The organism is Lysobacter sp. BMK333-48F3 (assembly GCF_019733395.1).
GTDB lineage: Bacteria > Pseudomonadota > Gammaproteobacteria > Xanthomonadales > Xanthomonadaceae > Lysobacter.
In genome coordinates this window covers 1,132,275-1,150,483 of record NZ_JAIHOO010000001.1, presented here as the reverse complement: position 1 = coordinate 1,150,483, position 18,209 = coordinate 1,132,275, and the positions used below count along the sequence as shown (strand labels likewise).

Sequence of the window (18,209 nt, the reverse complement as noted above, 5' to 3'; positions counted from 1 at the left end):
ATATACTGGAGCGTTCCCCTATCCAAGCAGCGGTGGCGCAGCCCATGGCCAACGAACGTCAGCCCCCTCCGTCCGACATCAAGCTCCTGATCTCCAAGGGCTTGGAGCAGGGCTATCTGACCTATGCCGAGGTCAACGATCACCTGCCCGACGATCTGGTCGATGCCGAACAGATCGAAGACATCATCGGCATGATCAACGGCATGGGCATCGAGGTGCACGAAGTCGCACCCGATGCCGAAACGCTGTTGCTGGCCGACGGCAATACCGGTAATCGCGAAGTCGACGACACGGCGGCCGAAGAAGCCGCCGCGGCGCTGACCGCGCTCGACGGCGAAGGCGGCCGCACCACCGACCCGGTGCGCATGTACATGCGCGAAATGGGCACGGTGGAGCTGCTGACCCGCGAAGGCGAAATCGCCATCGCCAAGCGCATCGAAGAAGGCCTGAACCAGGTCCAGGCCTCGCTCGGCCTGTTCCCGGGCACGGTCCAGCTGATCCTCGACGACTACGAGCAGCACAAGGCCGGCAAGAAGCGCCTGGCCGAGATCGTGGTCGGCTTCAACGACCACCTCGACGAAGAGCCCGAGCCGCCGGCGGCGGCCCTGCCGGCCGACGACAGCGGCGATTCGGACGACGAGGACGAGGAAGTCGAGGCCGGCGACGACGCCGACGCCGAGGAGACCACCTCGGGTCCGGACCCGGTCGAAGTGGCCGCGCGCATGGAGGCCATCGCCGACCTGCACGGCAAGTTCCTCAAGGCCCAGGCCAAGAACGGCGCCGGCCACAAGACCGTGGCCAAGCTGCGCGAGGACATCGCCGCGGTGTTCGTCACCCTGAAGCTTCCGCTGGCCCTGACCGACACCCTGATGCGCAACCTGCGCGAGGTGGTCGGCTCGATCAAGGACCACGAGCGCAAGATCCTCGACCTGGCCACCCGCGTGGCCAAGATGCCGCGCAAGGACTTCATCCGCGCCTGGGAAGGCAACCAGACCAATCTGGAATGGGTCGACGAGCTGCTCAAGCGCAAGCAGAAGTGGTCGTCGGGCCTGCGCGACGTCAAGGACCAGATCATCGCCGAGCAACAGGCCACCATCGAGCTGGAACAGGCCTCGCTGCTGACCCTGGCCGACATCAAGGAAATCAGCCGCCAGGTCGCCTACGGCGAAGCCAAGGCGCGCAAGGCCAAGAAGGAGATGGTCGAGGCCAACCTGCGCCTGGTGATCTCGATCGCCAAGAAGTACACCAACCGCGGCCTGCAGTTCCTCGACCTGATCCAGGAAGGCAACATCGGCCTGATGAAGGCGGTGGACAAGTTCGAATTCCGCCGCGGCTTCAAGTTCTCGACCTACGCCACCTGGTGGATCCGCCAGGCCATCACCCGTTCGATCGCCGATCAGGCCCGCACCATCCGCATCCCGGTGCACATGATCGAGACGATCAACAAGCTCAACCGCATCAGCCGCCAGATGCTGCAGCAGTACGGCCGCGAAGCGACTCCGGAAGAGCTGGCGAAGGAAATGGACATGCCGGAGGACAAGATCCGGAAGGTCATGAAGATCGCCAAGGAACCGATCTCGATGGAGACCCCGATCGGCGACGACGAGGACTCGCATCTGGGCGACTTCATCGAGGACACCAACGTCGAGTCCCCGGTGGAAGCGACCACCAACATCAACCTCTCCGAGACGGTCCGCGACGTGCTCGCCGGCCTGACCCCGAGGGAGGCCAAGGTGTTGCGCATGCGCTTCGGCATCGACATGAACACCGACCACACCCTGGAAGAGGTCGGCAAGCAGTTCGACGTGACCCGCGAGCGCATCCGCCAGATCGAAGCCAAGGCCCTGCGCAAGCTGCGTCACCCGAGCCGCTCGGAACAGCTGCGCAGCTTCCTCGATATCGACTGAGTCGGTCGGGCAGCGCACGGAACACGGCAGGCCCCGCGAGAGCGGGGCCTGTTTCGTTTGCGGGGTCGGGCCCGTATCGCCGGCGCTGCGCGTGGTTCCCGGCGGACCGCATCGTCGGCGCAGTGCGCGGCTTCAGCAGGAGCGGCCTGCCACGGGATTTCCTGCGGCCCTAAGCTGCGGCAGCGAAGCGACGTGCGCCGGCGCAGCCGGCCGCGCGGATACGGGCCCGAAGCGACTCAAGGCGCGCAGGCTCAGCCGTAGAAGAACTGTTCGTGCACGATCTTGCCGCCGCGCACCTTGTACACCGCGACCTCGGCCATCGGCATCCGGCCCATACTCTTGTAGGTGGCGTCGATGCTCATCGCCAGGCTGAACCAGTCACCGCCGACCGCCGGGTCGCTGCACCAGCTGTCGTGGATCTCGATCACGTCGTCCATGAAGCGGCGGCCTTTTTCGCGGATCGCCGCCAGGCCTTCGACGTTGCCCAGCGGTCCGGCCTGGTTGCCCGGCGCCTCGATGCTGACGGCGTCGTCGGCATAGAGTTCGTCCTGGATCTGTTCGTGCTTGCCTGCGCGGCACAGCTCGACGTAGCGATTGGCGATCTGCTGGGTGTCCATGGCGCGATCCTCGGAGGCGGGCGACCAGGATAGGCGCGGCGCGCACCGCAGCACGGCCCTGATGCCGGGCCCCGCGCAGCGCTCCCGACGAGCGGCGCAACATGTTCGCGTCGAAACCCGCCTTGCCCCTGTAGGAGCGGCGTAAGCAGCGACAACCGCAGCGGTTCGATACCACCTTGCCTGCCGAAGCCCTGCGCTGCGAGCGCTCGCGGTTGTCGGGCGCTCGGCTTGGTGCGCTTGCGTACGCCGCTTCGGCTGTCGCGGCTCACGCCGCTCCTACAAGGGGGCGGCGCGGCTTCGATGGGGTGCGAACGACTATGGTTTTCTGCGCGTCCCTTGGTCGCGGCTCACGCCGCTCCTACAGAAAGCCGGTGCGCCGCGCGGCCGCGAACCTCAGCGCTGCCGCAACCAGCGCAGGACTTCGTAGCACGCGCCCATGGTGTGGTAGTCGGTCTTGCCGGCCGGGCTCTTCTCGTCGCTGTACTTGCGGTTCTCGCGATCGAGAATCCGGTACCAAGCGCCGTAGCGGTGGTCGACCATGTGTTGCCAGACGTAGGCCCACAGCTTGTCGTACCACGCCCAGTACTGAGCTTCGCCGGTGCGGATCGCCAACATCGCCGCCGTCGCCAGCGATTCGGCCTGGACCCAGAAATACTTGTCGTCGTCGCAGACCGTGCCGTCCGGGGCGAAGCCGTAGCACAGCCCGCCGTGCTCGCTGTCCCAGGAACGGGCGACGGCGACGTCGAACAGATGGCGCGCGGTCGGCACCAGCCACGGCACGGTTTCGCCGCGCGCGGTGAGGTGGCGGTCGAGGATCAGCAGCAGCTTGGACCACTCGGTCTGATGGCCGGGCTGGAAGCCCCAGGGCCGGAACAGGTGCTTGGGATCGTCGCGGTGATAGTCCCAGTCGATGTTCCAATCGCGGTCGTAGTGCTCCCACACCAGGCCGTCGCCCTGCGCCGCCTGGCGCTGGGTCATGTTCTGCGCCAGGGTCAGCGCGCGCTGCAGATAGCGCTCTTCGCCGGAGGCCTCGAAGGCGGCCAGCATCGCCTCGCACATGTGCATGTTGGCGTTCTGGCCGCGGTAGCCAGTGAAGTTCCACTCCGCGTCGGCCTCGTCGCGGTACAGGCCGTGGGCCGGTTCCCAGAAGCGCGCTTCCAGCAGGTCCCAGGTTTCGTCCATCCACGCCGCGGCCTCGGCGATGCCGGCCTTGCGCGCGGTGGAGTAGGCCAGCAGCACGAAGGCCACGCCGTAGCAGTGGTTCATGCGGTCTTCGGCGCGGCCGTCGCGGATCGTCCAGGCATAGCCGCCGGCCGGGTCGCGGTGCGCCTCGCGCAGGTAGCGCAGGCCGTGGCGGGCGCGCTCGCGATAGTCGTCGCGGCCGAACTCGACCGCCGCCATCGCATAGTTGAAGACGAAGCGCGTGCTGCTGACCAGATGCCGGTGCGAGGCGTCGTAGACCGAGCCGTCGTCGCGGAAGTAATGGAAGAAGCCGCCGTTCGGATCCAGCGCCACCGGATCGTAGAAGGCCATGGTGTCGGCGATATGCGCGAGCAGGGTCTCGGGCCGGCGGAAGTCGGGCAGCGGATGCGCGGGAAGATTCATGGGGGATACCGGATCGGAAGCGGGGCGGCGGTCAGGACTGTTCGCGGATCAGCCGCTCGACCTCGGCGGTGTCGGGCATGGCCGCGAACGCGCCGTGGCGGGTGGTGGCCAGCGCGCCGGCGGCCGCGGCGTAGCGCAGCGCCGAGACCAGCGCGGCTTCGTCGGCGATGAACTCGGCGAAGCCGGCCGCGTCCACGCCCAGGCTGGACAGGCGTTGCAGCAAGCCGCCGACGAAGGCGTCGCCGGCGCCGGTGGTGTCGGCCGGCGCGACCCGGAAGGTCGCGACCTCGCCCTGGCGGGTGCGGGTATGCCAGCGGATCGGAGTGGCGCCGTCGGTGATCAGCACGCAGCGCGCATGGCCGTGCCACAGCCGCTGCAGCGCGGCCTCTTCGCCGCCCAGGTGGCGGGCGAGGAACTCGAACTCGCTGCCGCACAGCTTGATCAGGTCGGCCTCCAGCAGCGCCGCGATCAGGCGCGGCGCCGGATCGACCTCGGCCGGCCACAGCGAGGGCCGCAGGTTCATGTCCATGCTGACCAGCGCGCCGGCCAGGCGCGCGCGGCGCATCCCGGCCAGGGTGGTCGCGGCGATGGCTTCCTCGGTCAGGCTGTTGGAGCAGACGTGGAAGATGCCCGCATCGACGAAGCCGTCGGCGCGGAAGTCGGCGTCGCGGAACAGCAGGTCGGCCGCCGGCGGGCGGTAGAAGCTGAAGCTGCGCTCGCCGTCGCCGTCCAGCGAGACGAAGGCCAGCGCGGTCTTGGCCTCGCCGGTGCGGACCACGTCGCGGGTGTCCACGCCGTAGTGCTGCAACTGCGCGGCGATGAAGTCGCCGAACATGTCCTGGCCGAGCATGCCGACGAAGCGCGCTGGCGCGCCGAGCCGGGCCGCGGCCACGGCGACGTTGGCCGGCGCGCCGCCGGCGTATTCGACGAAATGGCGCGGCTCGCCCGGGGCCTTGGCCGGGCGGGCGAGGAAATCGATCAGGGCTTCGCCGAAGCAGACGATGGCGGCGTTGCGCGATTGCGCGGGCTGCACTGCAGCAGACATCAATGCATCACTCCCGAAGCCTGGGCGCTGGCGTGCTGGCCCTGGCCGGCGCGGATGCGCGAGCCGGCGAAGCCGTACCAGACGATGAAGGCGTAACAGATCAAAGGAATTACGAACGATTGCTGGATGCCGATCCGGTCGGACAGCACGCCCTGCAGCCACGGCACCACCGCGCCGCCGACGATGCCCATGATCAGCAGGCTGGAGGCCTTGCTGGTCATCGGACCGAGCCGTTCGATGGCGATGGTGAAGATGGTCGGGAACATGATCGAGTTGAACAGGCCGATCGACAGCACCGTCCACATCGCCAGCGAGCCCTTGCTGCTCATGGTCAGCGCCAGCAGCGCCATCGCCGCGATCGCGAACAGCGCCAGCAGGCGGCGCGCGTCGAAGCGCTGCAGCAGCATCGCGCCGACGAAGCGGCCGACCATCGCCCCGCCCCAGTAGTACGCCAGGTATTCGCTGGCCTTGGCGTGGTCGATGTTGCCGATCTCCGGCGGCGAGATGTAGTTGATCAGGAAGCTGCCGATCGAGACTTCGGCGCCGACGTAGAGGAAGATCGCGATCACCCCGTACAGCAGGTGCTTCTGGCTCAACACCTCGGCGAAGCTGTGGTGCACCGGGTCGGCGCTCTCGGTGGCCTCGGTCAGCGGCGGGATGCGCATGGTGTAGACGAACACCGCCAGCAACAGCAGGCAGCCGGCGATGATCATGTACGGCATCTGCACCGACGCGGCCTCGTGGGCGCGGTAGGCGGCCTGTTCGGTGGCCGTCATCGCCGCCAGTTCGGCGGTGCCGAGCACCGCGCCGGACAGGATCAGCGGGCCGATCACGTACGGGAACACGGTGGTGCCCAGCGAATTCAGCGCCTGGGCCAGGTTCAGGCGGCTAGGCGCGCCGGCCGGATCGCCGAGCAGGCTGATGTAGGGATTGGCCGAGACCTGCAGCAGGGTGATGCCGCTGGCGAGCACGAACAGCGCGCCCAGGAACAGCGGATAGGACGGAATGCGCGCGGCCGGGAAGAACATCGCCGCGCCGATCGCGGCCACGATCAGGCCGATCACGATGCTGTTCTTGTAGCCGAACCTGGCCACCACCCGGCTGGCCGGCAGCGACATCAGGAAGTACGCGCCGAAGAAGGTCGACTGGATCAGCATCGACTGGGCGTAGTTCATCTGGAACACGGCCTTCAGATGCGGGATCAGCACATCGTTGAGGCTGGTCAGGCCGCCCCAGGTGAAGAAGATCGTGGTCACCACCGCCAGCGCGGCGGTGTAGGACATGTCGCGACGGCTCATGCGGAAGCTCCGTTGTGCGGCAGGTGCACCTCGCTGCTGCTGCGCGCCTGCAGCCGCACCGGGGCGATGGTGTGGGCGCGGGCCATGTCCGGGTCGCGCAGGCGCTTGAGGATCAGTTCGGCGGCCTGGCGGCCGCGTGCGCGCGGGTCGACCGCGACCGTGGTCAGGGTCGGCGAGGCGACCGAGGCTTCGGGAATGTCGTCGAATCCGACTACCGCGAAATCGCCGCCGGGGCGGCGGCCGCGCGCGACCAGGCCGGCCATCAGGCCCAGCGCGACCGCGTCGTTGTAGCAGACCGCCGCGGTCGGCGCCGGGTCGCGCACGAACAGCGCGCCGGTCTGCTGCGCCGCTTCCAGCCGGGTCGGCGCGCATTCCACCAGCCACTGCGGTTCCGGCTCCAGCCCGGCCTCGGCCATCGCTTCGCGATAGCCCTGCCGGCGCTGCCGGCACGAGGACGAATCGCGATGGCCGCCGAAGAAGGCGATGCGGCGATGGCCGCGCTCGATCAGGTGGCGGGTGGCCAGGCGCGCGCCGTGGATGTTGTCCAGGGCGAGGAAATCCCACGGCGTGCCGTCGAGTTCGCGGTTGAACACCAGCACCGGCGTGCGTTCGCCGATCTGGTTGCGCACCCGCGCGCCGTCGCTGCCTTCGGCCGGCGACAGGATGATCCCGGCCGGATCGTGCTCCATCAGCGAGGTCAGCACCGCCTGCTGGCGTTCGACCGATTCGTTGGTGCTGCCGAGCAGGGTGACGAAGCCGGCGGTGGCCAGCCATTCGTCGACGCCGGCGGCGAATTCGGCGAAGAACGGGTTGGACAGGTCGTTGATCACCAGCGCCACACCGGTGGAGACCTTGCGCCGCAGGTTGGCCGCGCCGCGGTGATAGACGTAGCCTTGGCGCTTGAGTTCGGCTTCGACCCGGGCGCGGGTGTCGGCATGCACCAGCGGGCTGCCGCGCAGCACCAGCGACACCGTCGCGCGCGACAGTCCGCAGGCGCGCGCGATGTCGGCCAGGGTGACTCGGCCACGGGGGGCGGGCGCGTCGTTCATCGTGAACACCTCGCTGCGAGGGGGGATCGAACCGAAATCATGGCTCCGGGCGGCTTTTGGATCGTTCTAAATGCCGCCATCCTGCGGTCTAAGCCCCGCCGCTGCATTCTGCAATGCAGCATGAACGCGGTCGGGACGCGTGTTAGCTTGGCTCAATTTAGAACGATCTAAAAGGCCTCCGGGCCGTTTTTGCCGACCCGGACGCGTTCCTGCCGCCCAGTTCCGATACGGAGTGCCCGGATGACCCGGCCGATCCCGTCGTCCCCCGTCCGCCCGTCCCGTCCCGCCGCGCGCCGCTGGCGCGCCGGCCTGGCCGTCGTCCTGGTCGGGGGCGCCTGCGCCGCATTCTGCGCCGGTCCCGTCCTGGCCGCCCCGGCCGGCGACGCCGGCCAGCGCGCCTACCGCGCGGTCGACCCCTTCATCGGCACCGGCGGCGAAGGCCATACCTATCCCGGCGCGACGGTCCCGTTCGGCATGGTCCAGCTCAGCCCGGACACCGAGATCAAGCCGCGCAAGGAAGCCTACGGCTGGGCCGCCGGCTACCGCCACGGCGATCCCACCATCGTGGGCTTCTCCCATACCCATTTCTCCGGCACCGGCCACTCCGACCTCGGCGACGTGCTGCTGATGCCGATCGCCGGCGAGGTCAAGCTCGAACGCGGCGAGGCCAAGACCCCGCGCAGCGGCTACCGCTCCGCGTTCCGCCACGACGACGAGCGCGCCGAGCCCGGCTATTACGCGGTCACTCTGGACGACTACAAGATCCGCGCCGAACTCACCGCCAGCGAACGCGTCGGCGTGCACCGCTACCGCTACCCGGCCGGGCAGAGCGCGCACCTGCTGATCGACCTGCGCACCAGCCTGTACGACTACCCCGGCAAGGTGCTGTGGTCGCGGCTGCGCCTGCGCGCCGACGGCACCGTCACCGGCTTCCGCGAAACCCGCGGCTGGGCGCCGGGCCGGCAGCTGTACTTCGCCATGCGCTTCTCGCGCCCGCTCAGCGGCCACGCCTTGCACGACACCGAAGCCGAGGTGGTCTACAAGGGCTTCCCGCCGCCGGGCGAGAAAGACCCGCGCCAGCGCGCCCAGATCGAAGGCCGGCAGCTGGTCGCCAGCCTGGATTTCGCCGAAGCCGCGGGCCGGGAGCTGATCGTCAAGCTCGCGATCTCGCCGGTCAGCGAAGACAGCGCCATCGCCAACCTCGACGCCGAAGTGCCCGGCTTCGATTTCGACGCCGTGCGCGCGCAGGCGCGCCAGCGCTGGAGCGAGGCCTTGTCGGCGGTCGAGCTGGACGCGCCCGAGCCGCAGCGCAAGAGCTTCTACACCGCGCTCTACCACAGCCTGCTCGGCCCGACCTTGTTCATGGACGCCGACGGCCGCTATCGCGGCCCCGATAACGCCGTGCACCAAGCCAAAGGCTGGACCAACTATTCGACCTTCTCGCTGTGGGACACCTACCGCGCGCTGCATCCTTTGCTGACCCTGGTCCAGCCCGAGCGCCGCAACGCCGACTTCGTCAACTCGCTGCTCGCCGCGCGCCGCCACAGCCCCTACGGCGTGCTGCCGGTATGGGCCTTTCATGGCCAGGAAACCTGGTGCATGGTCGGCTACCACGCCGTGCCGGTGATCGCCGACGCGTACATGAAAGGCATCCGCGGCTTCGATGCCGACGAAGCCTTGCAGGCGATGGTCGCCAGCGCCGACTACGGCCCTTACGACGGCATCGCCCAATACAAGCAGCTGGGCTACGTGCCGATCGACGAGGAAGGCGAGGCCGCGTCCAAGACCTTGGAGTACGCCTACGACGACTGGAGCATCGCGCGCATGGCCGGGGCGATGGGGCGTGGGGACATCGCCGAGCGATTCGAAAAACGGGCCGGGAACTGGCGCCATGCCTTCGATGCGTCGACCGGCTTCATGCGCGCGCGCAAGCGCGACGGTGCCTTCCGCGAGCCCTTCGATCCCAGCGCCAGCGGCTACGGCACCGACTACACCGAGGGCAACGCCTGGCAGTACTCCTGGTACGTGCCGCAGGACGTCGCCGGCCTCGCCGCCGCGCACGGCGGCGAGCAGAAGCTGATCGAGCGTCTCGACCAGGTGTTCGACGCCAAGGTCGACCCGAAGGTCTTCGCCCACATGGAAGACATCACCGGCCTGATCGGCTGGTACGCGCACGGCAACGAGCCCAGCCATCACGTGGCTTATCTGTACGCCTACGCCGGCCAACCCTGGCGCAGCCAGGAACGCCTGGCCCAGATCATGGCCAGCCAATACGCGCCGCGTCCCGACGGCTTGGCCGGCAACGACGACCTCGGCCAGATGTCGGCCTGGTACGTATTCACCGCGCTAGGCTTCTACCCGGTCGCCCCCGGCAGCAACGAATACATCATCGGCCGCCCGTTCCTGCCCAAGGCCACGCTCAACCTGCCCAATGGCAAGCGCTTCAGCATCGTCGCCGAAGGCCTGAACGCAGCCCGCCCCTACATCGGCAGCGCGACCCTCAACGGCCAGCCCTTGGACCGCGCCTACCTGCGCCACGACGAGATCCTCGCCGGCGGCGAGCTGCGTTTCGTCATGCAGGCCGAACCGGACAAAGCCTGGGCGACGGATCCGGCAGCGCGGCCGTATTCGATGAGCGGCAAGCGCTGAGGATGAGGGATGAAAGCGTGGACTGCAGTTGCGACACGCGCACCGCCGCCGAGCAGGAGCCGGTCTGCCGGAAGACCGGTGGCCGGCGCAAGGACGTTCCGCCCTTGCCCTCGATCAGGCGCTTGACCTGGATCGATCGGCGCAGCGGCTCCAGCGTCATGGCGCTGCGGAATCCTGGCAAGTAGCCGCGTTCGCGGAAGAGCGCCGGCTCGGCTGGGTACGTGCGCGGCATGGCGGGTGGAGCGGCAGGCGGCGCGCCGTTACTTCAAGCGGAACATCGCTACCGTATACACCGCCAGCGTGCCGGCGGCGACGCCGAGTACCGGAAACGCCCGTTCCGGCCTGTCCAGGTCGTACAGCAGCAAGCAAGCGACGGTCGCGACAGCGGAGATCAGCAAGGTCTGGTTGAGCGACTTGACCAGATCGTCGCGGTCGACGTGGCCCAGGTTCGGGGAAACAACTCCGAGAAAGCGAGGGCGTGCGACATTGGCCAGGAATACGACGGCCGATAGCAAGGCGCCGAGCAGGAACTCGCCGAGTTGGGGCAGGTCCATCAACGAAACTCTTTCAGAATGAAAACTGGCGCAAGGTCACGGCTGCGACTGCACGCCGTCAGCCACGGCGCGCCTCACCAGCCGGGCGCGAGATGTTCGCATGGCGAGCCTGGATCGACCATCGCCGCGCTTGCGCGCTCGTTCGAAGCGCGAGGCGGGACTGGCCCCGCCTCGCGCGCGCCGCTTGCGCCGCAATCTCGCGCTTACACCTCGACGATCGGCCCGTTCGGATCCGGCGGCGGCGGACAGCCGTGGCTGGGCGTGCATACCCCGATCAGCCGCCACGCGCCGGCCCGGCACTGATAGAACGAGCCCGGGTCGTACGGATGGTCGTAGGCGACCTGGAACAAGTGGCCTTCCGTCGCTGCGGTGCAGGCGTAGGTCGGCTCGGCGGCGACCGGCGAAGCCGAGCCCATCAGGGCCGCGAACAAGGCGAGCGCGGCGGTTCTGGCAATCCATCCCTTCATGCGGTTTTCCTCCGTTGAAAGCCGCCGCGACCCATCCCCGGCCAGGCCGTGACGGCGCGCGCATCGCGTATCGCGACGACGCGAGCCGGCCGAAAACGGCGGCGACTTCCGGCGCGCCTGGAACGGGCGACGCTAGCACATGATGCGTCGCATCATGCGCGGGCCGGTCTGCCGGTACCTGCCGGCGCCGATCGAGCGACGACGTTCGACGCGGCGGCGCTTTGCGTCGCGCAGGCGCGAAGCGGTGGATCGACGGCGAGGCCGGCGGCGTTAACGGCGGGGCGCGGTTTGCTCGGGCGGCAGATAGAACTCGGCGATCTTCGGTATGAACCTTTGCGGGTTCGATCCGGCAAGATTGGTCAGCACGATCACCGTCAGGCCTTGGTCCGGATAGACGACGAATGCGGCGCGTGCGCCGCCGATACCCGCCACCCGCCGAGGCGGAGACGACTGCAGCACCGGCCAGCCGAGGCCCCAGTCCGCATCGCCGCCATCGCTCAGCTTTTCCGGCGTCCACATGCGCTGGACCGCGGACGGATCGATCAGCCGCCCGTTCGACAGCGCGAGCAGCCAGCGCGACAGCTCGCCGGCGGTGGTCTGGATGCCTCCGCCCGACCACAGGCTGTAGGGGATGTCGTAGAACCAATGCGACAGCCGATGGCTATCGTCCGCGGCCAAGCTGCCGCGAGGCGAGAGGCTGTAGACCGTCGCCGCATTGGGTACCAAGTCGTAACTGTCGCCGAACGTGGTCGAAGGCATGTCCGCCACGGCGAATTGACGCTCCGCCAGGAAGCGTTCGAAGGGCCGATGGGTCAGCCGGGTCACGATCTGCGCCAGCAGGCCGTAGTTGGTCTGGTTGTAGGCGAATCGTTCGCCTGCCGGCGCTTCCAGCGGTCGCTGCTTGACCGCCGCCCAGGCTTGCGACTCGGTGCCTCCTCCCACCAACCCGTCGCCGTCGACGATGTCGGGCAGGCCGGAAGTATGGCCGAGCAATTGGCGCACGCGGATCTCGCGCCAGGCGATCGGCAGATCGTCCAGATAGCGCGAGATCGGCGCATCCAGCTCCACCCGCCCATCGGCGACCAGTTGCATCAGCGCCACTCCGGTGAAGGGCTTGGTCGCGGAATTGATCGGGAACAGCGTCGTATCGTTCACCGGCACGCGGTTCTCGACATTGGCGAAACCGTGGCTTTCCGACAGCACGACCCGGCCGTCGCGAATGACCGCGATCTGCAGGCCCGGTATCCGCTGCTCCTGCATGGTCTGGCGGACGAACCGACGGGCCTTGCCGTTGGCTTCGTCCAAGGCGTCGGCTGCGGACGCCAGGCACGGCACCGTCATCAGGATCGCAACAAAGAAGGTGGCGGTGCGTTTCGTTCCGGACAGCATGCAGACTCCCCTTGGGTGGTGTTGGGCCGTCCTTGCGACGGCCTCTGTGCGATGCGTTTCGGCGGCGAAGGGTTTAAGGCGCCATCGAAGCAAGGACTGGTCGAGGCCGCTCCCGGTCCAAGAGCGCGAGAGATCCAGGGGAGGGGGGCTCTGCCGCGATTTCCCGTTGCCCGGTTGCTTGGCTGGTGCGGTTCACGAGTCGGGCGTTGCAGCGTTGAACGGAAGCAGAGGCAGCCGACGGCATTGAATGGCGGACTGCTGCGTGCCTGTACTCGATGTGCGCGCCATCCTTGGCCATCCGTACCGCTATCGCGGCTCGTCCCTCGCATCGACCTCATCCAGGTGGAGACTGAAATGAATCGGGTCATCTCGCCGCAGGCGTGGAAAACCCTAGCGGAATCGCTGGGCGTGGACGAAGCCAGCCTGAAAGCCGTGGCCGAGGTCGAGTCCTCGGGCAGCGGATTCATGCGGCCGCCTTCGCAACTGCCCAAGATCCTTTTCGAAGGCCACGTGTTCCATCGCCAGACCAAGGGGCGCTTCGACTCCAGCCATCCCGAGCTGAGCTATCCCCATTGGGATAGAACCAAGTACTCCGGCTCGGTGGCGGGAGAATGGAGGCGGATGGATGCCGCCTGCGTCCTCGATCGCGCGGCCGCGCTGGAGTCCGCGAGTTGGGGCGCGTTTCAGATCATGGGATTCAATTACGCCATGTGCGGGTTCGACGATGTCGAAGCTTTCGTCGCCGCGAACAAGGAAAGCGCGGACGCCCAACTGGCCGCATTCTCCCGCCTGATCGCCCATCCGAAGCTGATCCGCGCACTGCGGGGCAAAGACTGGAAAGGTTTCGCGGCCACGTACAACGGGCCGGAGTTTTCCAGGAACTGCTACGACTCCAAGCTTGCCACCGCCTATTCGCGGTTCTGCATGCGCAGTGCGTGACCGTATCGGTTTGCCGACGGGGAGCTCCTTCAGGGATTGGCGAAGCGAACGATCATGTCGAATAGAGCCTGGAACTATTTCGTTCTTGCGCCAGTGTTGGCGCTGATGATCCTGTGCGAGGCATCCGCCGAGGCAGGGGCGCAGGTTTCCGATGCGCAGGCCGCGGCAGCGTACGGCGGTGCCACTATCAACCCGGATCCGGCCGGCTCCGCGGCAGTATCTATTTCGGCGCCGAAGGTCTCCGGCGTCGAAGGAGAGCTTCAGCTCGACGCTATCGCAGAGGTCACGATCGACAACTTGAGGGAGTGGTCGGCCGCTCACGATCCCACAAAACTCGTTCCCTTCATCGACGGCCGGGCGATTCGCGGCAATTACCCGGAGGAAATCCATCCTCGCGAGGGGCGTGTCTACTTCCATCTGAAGATCACATCGGGTAACCGGGAGCTCTGGACGGACTTGCTGGGGGCGCCGGAGAGCATCCGGCGGCCGGTGAGGTTCAGCGTCGGCTTGGAGGATCATTCGCCATTCGACACCGTCTACGACAAGAGCAATCCGATCCAGATGACGGTCATTTCCCCGGAGTGGGGAGTGGTCGCGACGGTCGTCGCTTTGGTCACTCTGGTGCTGTTCGTGCGCCTCGCAAGAAAAACCAATATCGTTCGCGACCCGGGCCCCAATCCGGCCGATGGGAGAGCCAAGGCGTACAACCTGGGGCGAACGCAGATGGCGTTCTGGTTCTTTCTTGTCTACGTTTCCTACCTGGTGATCTGGCTGATCACCGACATGCTGGATACGATCACGCCGTCGCTGCTGGGACTGATGGGGATCAGCGCCGGAACCGCGCTGAGCGAGGCCTTGATCGATTCCAGCAAGGAAGCGGCGCGATCGGAGCAGCGGCGGGACATGCTGGCGCGGCGACAGACGATGGAGCAGGCCGTCGCCGACTTGCAGTCCCAGTGCGCGGATGCCGAATCTACGGCTGCGATGTCGTCCGACGACACGGCCGGCCGCGACAGCATCGACAAGCAGATTCAGCAGGGCAAGGCGCAGCTGGACCAGGCGGATCGCTGCCTCTCGTCGCTGGAGTCGACAAAGCCGGCTCGCGCGACGCGCGGATTCCTTCGCGACGTCATGGCCGACCGCCATGGCTATTCCTTCCATCGATTCCAGATCTTCGCCTGGACGATCGTGCTCGGAATCATGTTCTTGTCGTCCGTCTACAACAGCCTGGCCATGCCGGAGTTCAGCGCCACATTGTTGGGGCTGATGGGATTGAGTTCCGGCACCTATATCGGATTCAAATTTCCCGAGCAGCAGGAATAGCCTGCGGGGCCGACCCTCTTAATGGTGCGAGGCTCTCGTGCCGCATGCAGGGACGACCGGGCTGCGCCCTGGCCTTGGAATCGACTCCAGGGCAGCGACACAAAAAGTCGGCGCCCATCGAGGGCGCCGAGTAGAGAGGCGTCGGAGGGCAGGCGAAGCCTTGCCCTCCGACTATTCGCTGCCGGTCAGGGCAGGGCGTTCAAGGTCGCCCGCACCGGCCTGGAGAAGATGAAGCCGTCGCGCCGGTCCCAATTGATCGACCAGGTCATGACGCCGCGGAACGTGGGATAGGCTTGCTGGGGCCGGATGGTTCCGCAGTTCTGCAGCCGCGTCAGGCAGTTCAGCGCATTGGCGATCGTGGCCGAAGAGGCCTGTCCGCTGTTGGCCGAGGAGGGGCCCGAGGGCAGTCCCAGCGCGACCTGGTCCGGCCGCAGGCCGTTGAAGACGACGCCGGTGCCGTTGTTGGTCCTGAACCCTTCGATCAGCATCAGGCTGGCGCCGACCAGCATGTCGACCGTGCCTTCGGCCAGGCCGTTCTGGCTGTACGGCGTATACAGCGCGCCGTTGTTGTAGTACTGCACGTGGATCAGGTCCAGCTCCTGGCGCAGTCCGTCGATGATCGGCAGATAGGCGCCCCAGATTCCGCTGTAAGCGGTGAAGCCGCCTTGGACATACGGGTGCTCGGGCGCCATCGACAGGTAGAACGACGGACCGATGCGCGTACTGAGCTGCTTGACGGCCGCGACCAGGTTGGTCTGCACGGCCGCGCCGTGGTAGACGCCCGCGCCGCTTTCCAGGTCGATGTCCACGCCGTCGAAACCGTAGTAGCGGATCAGGTCCTCCATGCTGGCGACGAAGTTGGCGACCTGGGTCGCGTTGTTCAGCGTCACCGTGCCGTTCTGGCCGCCCAGCGACAGCACGACCTTCTTGCCGCGCGCCCGCGCCGCGGCCACGTCGGCCCTGAACTGCGCTTCGGTTCCGGCGCCCGGATCGACCGTGAAGCTGACCGCGCCGTTGCCCGCATCGTCGCCGAAGGCGACCACGATGACGTCGAAGTCGTTGGCGACCTGGCTGATCGGGATGGTGGGACCGGACGGATTGGTGAAGTTGTGCCAGTACCCCACCAGCGCATGCCGCGGCAGGGTGTTGTCGCCGCCGGCGCTGGTGGTCGCGCTGATCTGCGTGCCCTGCGCCGAGGCGTTGCCGGCGTTGTCGCGGGCACGCACGCGGTAGGCGTAGGCCGTGGATGCGGCCAAGCCGGTGTCGCTGAAGGACGTACCCGCAGGCGAGCCGACCAGCGTGCCGTTGCGGTAGACGTCGTAGCCGGCGACGCCGCTGCCGCCCGCATTGTCGGTGGAGGCGTTCCAGCTCAAGTTGACGCTGGACGAGGTCACCGACGTCGCGGCCAGTCCGGCCGGCACGCTGGGTGCGGTGGTGTCGGGCGTCCCGGCATTGACGGTGATGTTTGCCGCTGCGGACGTCGTGGTGGCGCCTTCGTTGTCGGTGGCGACCGCGGTGATCGCGTAGCTGCCTGCGGCCGCATTGGTCCAGGTCGCGCTGTAGGGAGACGCGGTATCGATGCCCAGCGAAGTGCCGCCACGGAAGAACTGCACCTGGGCGACGCTGCCGTTGCTATCGGCTGCGTTCGCTGTGGCGGTGATGGTGGCGCCTGCCGTGAAGCTCGCGCCGTTCGCCGGCGCGGTCAGGCTGACCGTCGGCGGCGGGTTGCCGCCCGCGCTGCAGGCGCCCAGGTCCTGGTAGTAGCCGCAGCTGGGGCAGTGCGTGGGCGGCGTATTCCAGATCGACATGGTCGCCTGGTACAGCCGCCCCTGATAGACGAGCTTGCTGCCCGCGCTATAGATGGTGGCCGCGTTCCATTCGGCGATCCCCGTGCAGCTGACGCTCTGCGCCTGCGCGGGCGACAGCCCGGCCGCCAGCAAAAAGCCGGACAGCAAGATTCCTGACAATCTGACGCTCATTAGGTGTGTTCTCCAGATGCCTGATGGATAGGGAAGGAGGCGGGCGCGGACGCGCCGACCTCGAGCCACGCGCGGCAAACCCGCTGCGGCGCGGCCGTTCCCCCCAGAGAACCAATGACGACGGTGGCGCGGTCGGTTGCCGAACCGCGCAGTGCGCCGCATGCATGTGCAGCGCTATAGGACGCCGCCGACTGTGGTGGGCGACGATCCGCCTGTCAAGTTGTCCATCTCCGATTAATGCGGCGAGCGTCACATCGCGAAACTCGCGCTCATGCGGCGCATGAGCACGTGCGTCCGCGATCGTGTCGAAGATTGGATAAACAGGGGCCGGCGCGGACTTTCATTGAGCCCGTTCCGATTTCCGTTTGCGCCTGTTTCCGGACCCCTATTCCTGCTTGATGGGTATGCAGGGGGTGGCCTGTACTTGGGTAGGGTTGAGGTTGTCCATGCCTTGGCCGCAGGCCCTGGCTAGGAGTGGGGTTTGTGGGCTGCGCCATGGATGTGGCATCGACGTAAATGCTGCCCTGACCCGGTTTGGGCCATCGATGGGTTGCTACGCCTCATTCGACGGAGCGTGGCTCGTCCCGCATCGCCGGCCTGGCCTGTGGCACGCAGCGCAATACGTTCGCTGCTGGAGGGAGGAGACTGACTATGCCGCCTGGCAATGCATTCAAGCCGAAGCCGTTTCGCGGCTCGACTTGATCGAGGCACGCCGCGTACCAACCGCCACAAGGAGTCGATCATGAAATCGTTGCGCCCCTTCGTTTTCGCAGCCGCGCTCCTGATCGCAGCGAGCGCGAGCTCTGCCGCAGAAACGTCCGTGCAGTCGGTGCCCGATGCGGACCTGCAGGCCATGCTTCGCAAGTATGCCGACGCCGCGACCTTGTTCTATAACGGCAGGGCTGAGGCCGTTAAGGCACTTTGGTCGCACTCGGACGATGTAACGCTGTCGGGAGCGGCGGGCGGCGCTACCGCAAAAGGATGGAGCGAGGTCAGCTCCCGGCTCGACTGGGCGAGCTCCCAGTTCCTGGATGCCAACGGCACCAAGCGCATCGAGCAGGTCCAGACGGCGGTGAGCGGAGAATTGGCCTATATCGTGCAGTACGAACACATTCGTTATCGCCGTCCTGGATATCCGGAGGGCGCCCAACGCGATTACCGCGTCACCACCATCTTCCGGCGCGAGCCGGAAGGCTGGCGTGTCGTTCATCGGCACGCCGACACGCTTATGCAAAGGCAGGACATCCGCTAGGCATGCACGCGGTGCTGGGGAAATCATTAAGAACGGGACTTTTGTCGCGCAGATGGCGCGGATAGCCTGCCGATGTTGGTGGAGTCGCGAAGCACCGATTCCAACTCGCTGAAGGCGCCGTTGAAGGCATTCGAGA

The 18,209-nt window shown here is 67.1% G+C and carries 14 protein-coding genes; 5 read left to right on the top strand and 9 right to left on the bottom strand.

Annotation, left to right across the window (positions count from 1 at the left end):
- The first annotated feature begins 44 nt into the window (after nt 1-44).
- Nucleotides 45-1,907 carry an RNA polymerase sigma factor RpoD gene (gene rpoD / locus K4L06_RS04820; protein ID WP_221670317.1) on the top strand — a complete coding sequence of 621 codons (1,863 nt, stop codon included), beginning with the start codon at nt 45-47 and terminating at the stop codon, nt 1,905-1,907.
- Nucleotides 1,908-2,158: 251 nt separating this feature from the next.
- Here the strand turns inward: rpoD and K4L06_RS04815 are convergent, their stop codons facing one another.
- The 5 genes from K4L06_RS04815 to K4L06_RS04795 form a co-directional block, all read right to left on the bottom strand.
- The gene (locus K4L06_RS04815; protein ID WP_221670316.1) at nt 2,159-2,524 is read right to left on the bottom strand and encodes a nuclear transport factor 2 family protein; all 366 of its coding nucleotides are present in this window, start codon (nt 2,522-2,524) and stop codon (nt 2,159-2,161) included.
- A gap of 393 nt (nt 2,525-2,917) precedes the next feature.
- Nucleotides 2,918-4,129, bottom strand: coding sequence for an AGE family epimerase/isomerase (locus K4L06_RS04810; protein WP_221670315.1), 1,212 nt, complete (start codon nt 4,127-4,129; stop codon nt 2,918-2,920).
- Between the two features lie 31 nt (nt 4,130-4,160).
- On the bottom strand, nt 4,161-5,174 hold the full coding sequence (locus K4L06_RS04805; RefSeq protein WP_221670314.1) for a carbohydrate kinase: 1,014 nt from the start codon (nt 5,172-5,174) through the stop codon (nt 4,161-4,163).
- Entirely contained in the window at nt 5,174-6,472 is a 1,299-nt protein-coding gene (gene fucP / locus K4L06_RS04800; protein WP_221670313.1) for an L-fucose:H+ symporter permease, read from the bottom strand. Before fucP ends, K4L06_RS04805 begins: the two co-directional genes overlap by 1 nt.
- The gene (locus tag K4L06_RS04795; protein WP_221670312.1) at nt 6,469-7,521 is read right to left on the bottom strand and encodes a LacI family DNA-binding transcriptional regulator; all 1,053 of its coding nucleotides are present in this window, start codon (nt 7,519-7,521) and stop codon (nt 6,469-6,471) included. The genes fucP and K4L06_RS04795 overlap by 4 nt, the downstream gene beginning before the upstream one ends.
- 240 nt (nt 7,522-7,761) lie before the next feature.
- On the opposite strand from K4L06_RS04795, the gene K4L06_RS04790 reads away from it, so the two are divergent.
- Nucleotides 7,762-10,170 carry a GH92 family glycosyl hydrolase gene (locus K4L06_RS04790; protein WP_221670311.1) on the top strand — a complete coding sequence of 803 codons (2,409 nt, stop codon included), beginning with the start codon at nt 7,762-7,764 and terminating at the stop codon, nt 10,168-10,170.
- 260 nt (nt 10,171-10,430) lie between these two features.
- On the opposite strand, the gene K4L06_RS04785 is transcribed toward K4L06_RS04790, so the two are convergent.
- The 3 genes from K4L06_RS04785 to K4L06_RS04775 form a co-directional block, all read right to left on the bottom strand.
- The gene (locus K4L06_RS04785) at nt 10,431-10,724 is read right to left on the bottom strand and encodes a hypothetical protein (protein ID WP_221670310.1); all 294 of its coding nucleotides are present in this window, start codon (nt 10,722-10,724) and stop codon (nt 10,431-10,433) included.
- A 203-nt stretch (nt 10,725-10,927) separates the two neighbouring features.
- Nucleotides 10,928-11,191: a hypothetical protein gene (locus tag K4L06_RS04780; protein WP_221670309.1), complete on the bottom strand. Its 264-nt coding sequence runs from the start codon at nt 11,189-11,191 to the stop codon at nt 10,928-10,930.
- Nucleotides 11,192-11,461: 270 nt separating this feature from the next.
- Complete coding sequence (locus K4L06_RS04775; RefSeq protein ID WP_255594988.1) at nt 11,462-12,580, bottom strand: serine hydrolase domain-containing protein; 1,119 nt, start codon at nt 12,578-12,580, stop codon at nt 11,462-11,464.
- 354 nt (nt 12,581-12,934) lie between these two features.
- Here K4L06_RS04775 and K4L06_RS04770 point away from each other — a divergent pair, with 354 nt between their 5' ends.
- Both K4L06_RS04770 and K4L06_RS04765 read left to right on the top strand, forming a co-directional pair.
- Nucleotides 12,935-13,519, top strand: coding sequence for an N-acetylmuramidase family protein (locus K4L06_RS04770; protein WP_221670308.1), 585 nt, complete (start codon nt 12,935-12,937; stop codon nt 13,517-13,519).
- Between the two features lie 54 nt (nt 13,520-13,573).
- Nucleotides 13,574-14,842 carry a hypothetical protein gene (locus K4L06_RS04765; RefSeq protein ID WP_221670307.1) on the top strand — a complete coding sequence of 423 codons (1,269 nt, stop codon included), beginning with the start codon at nt 13,574-13,576 and terminating at the stop codon, nt 14,840-14,842.
- Nucleotides 14,843-15,027: 185 nt separating this feature from the next.
- Here K4L06_RS04765 and K4L06_RS04760 read toward each other — a convergent pair whose 3' ends face one another.
- Nucleotides 15,028-16,809, bottom strand: a complete 1,782-nt coding sequence (locus tag K4L06_RS04760) for a glycosyl hydrolase family 18 protein (RefSeq protein ID WP_221670306.1) — start codon at nt 16,807-16,809, stop codon at nt 15,028-15,030.
- A 754-nt stretch (nt 16,810-17,563) separates the two neighbouring features.
- Here K4L06_RS04760 and K4L06_RS04755 point away from each other — a divergent pair.
- Nucleotides 17,564-18,073, top strand: coding sequence for a nuclear transport factor 2 family protein (locus K4L06_RS04755; protein ID WP_221670305.1), 510 nt, complete (start codon nt 17,564-17,566; stop codon nt 18,071-18,073).
- Nucleotides 18,074-18,209 lie beyond the last annotated feature (136 nt).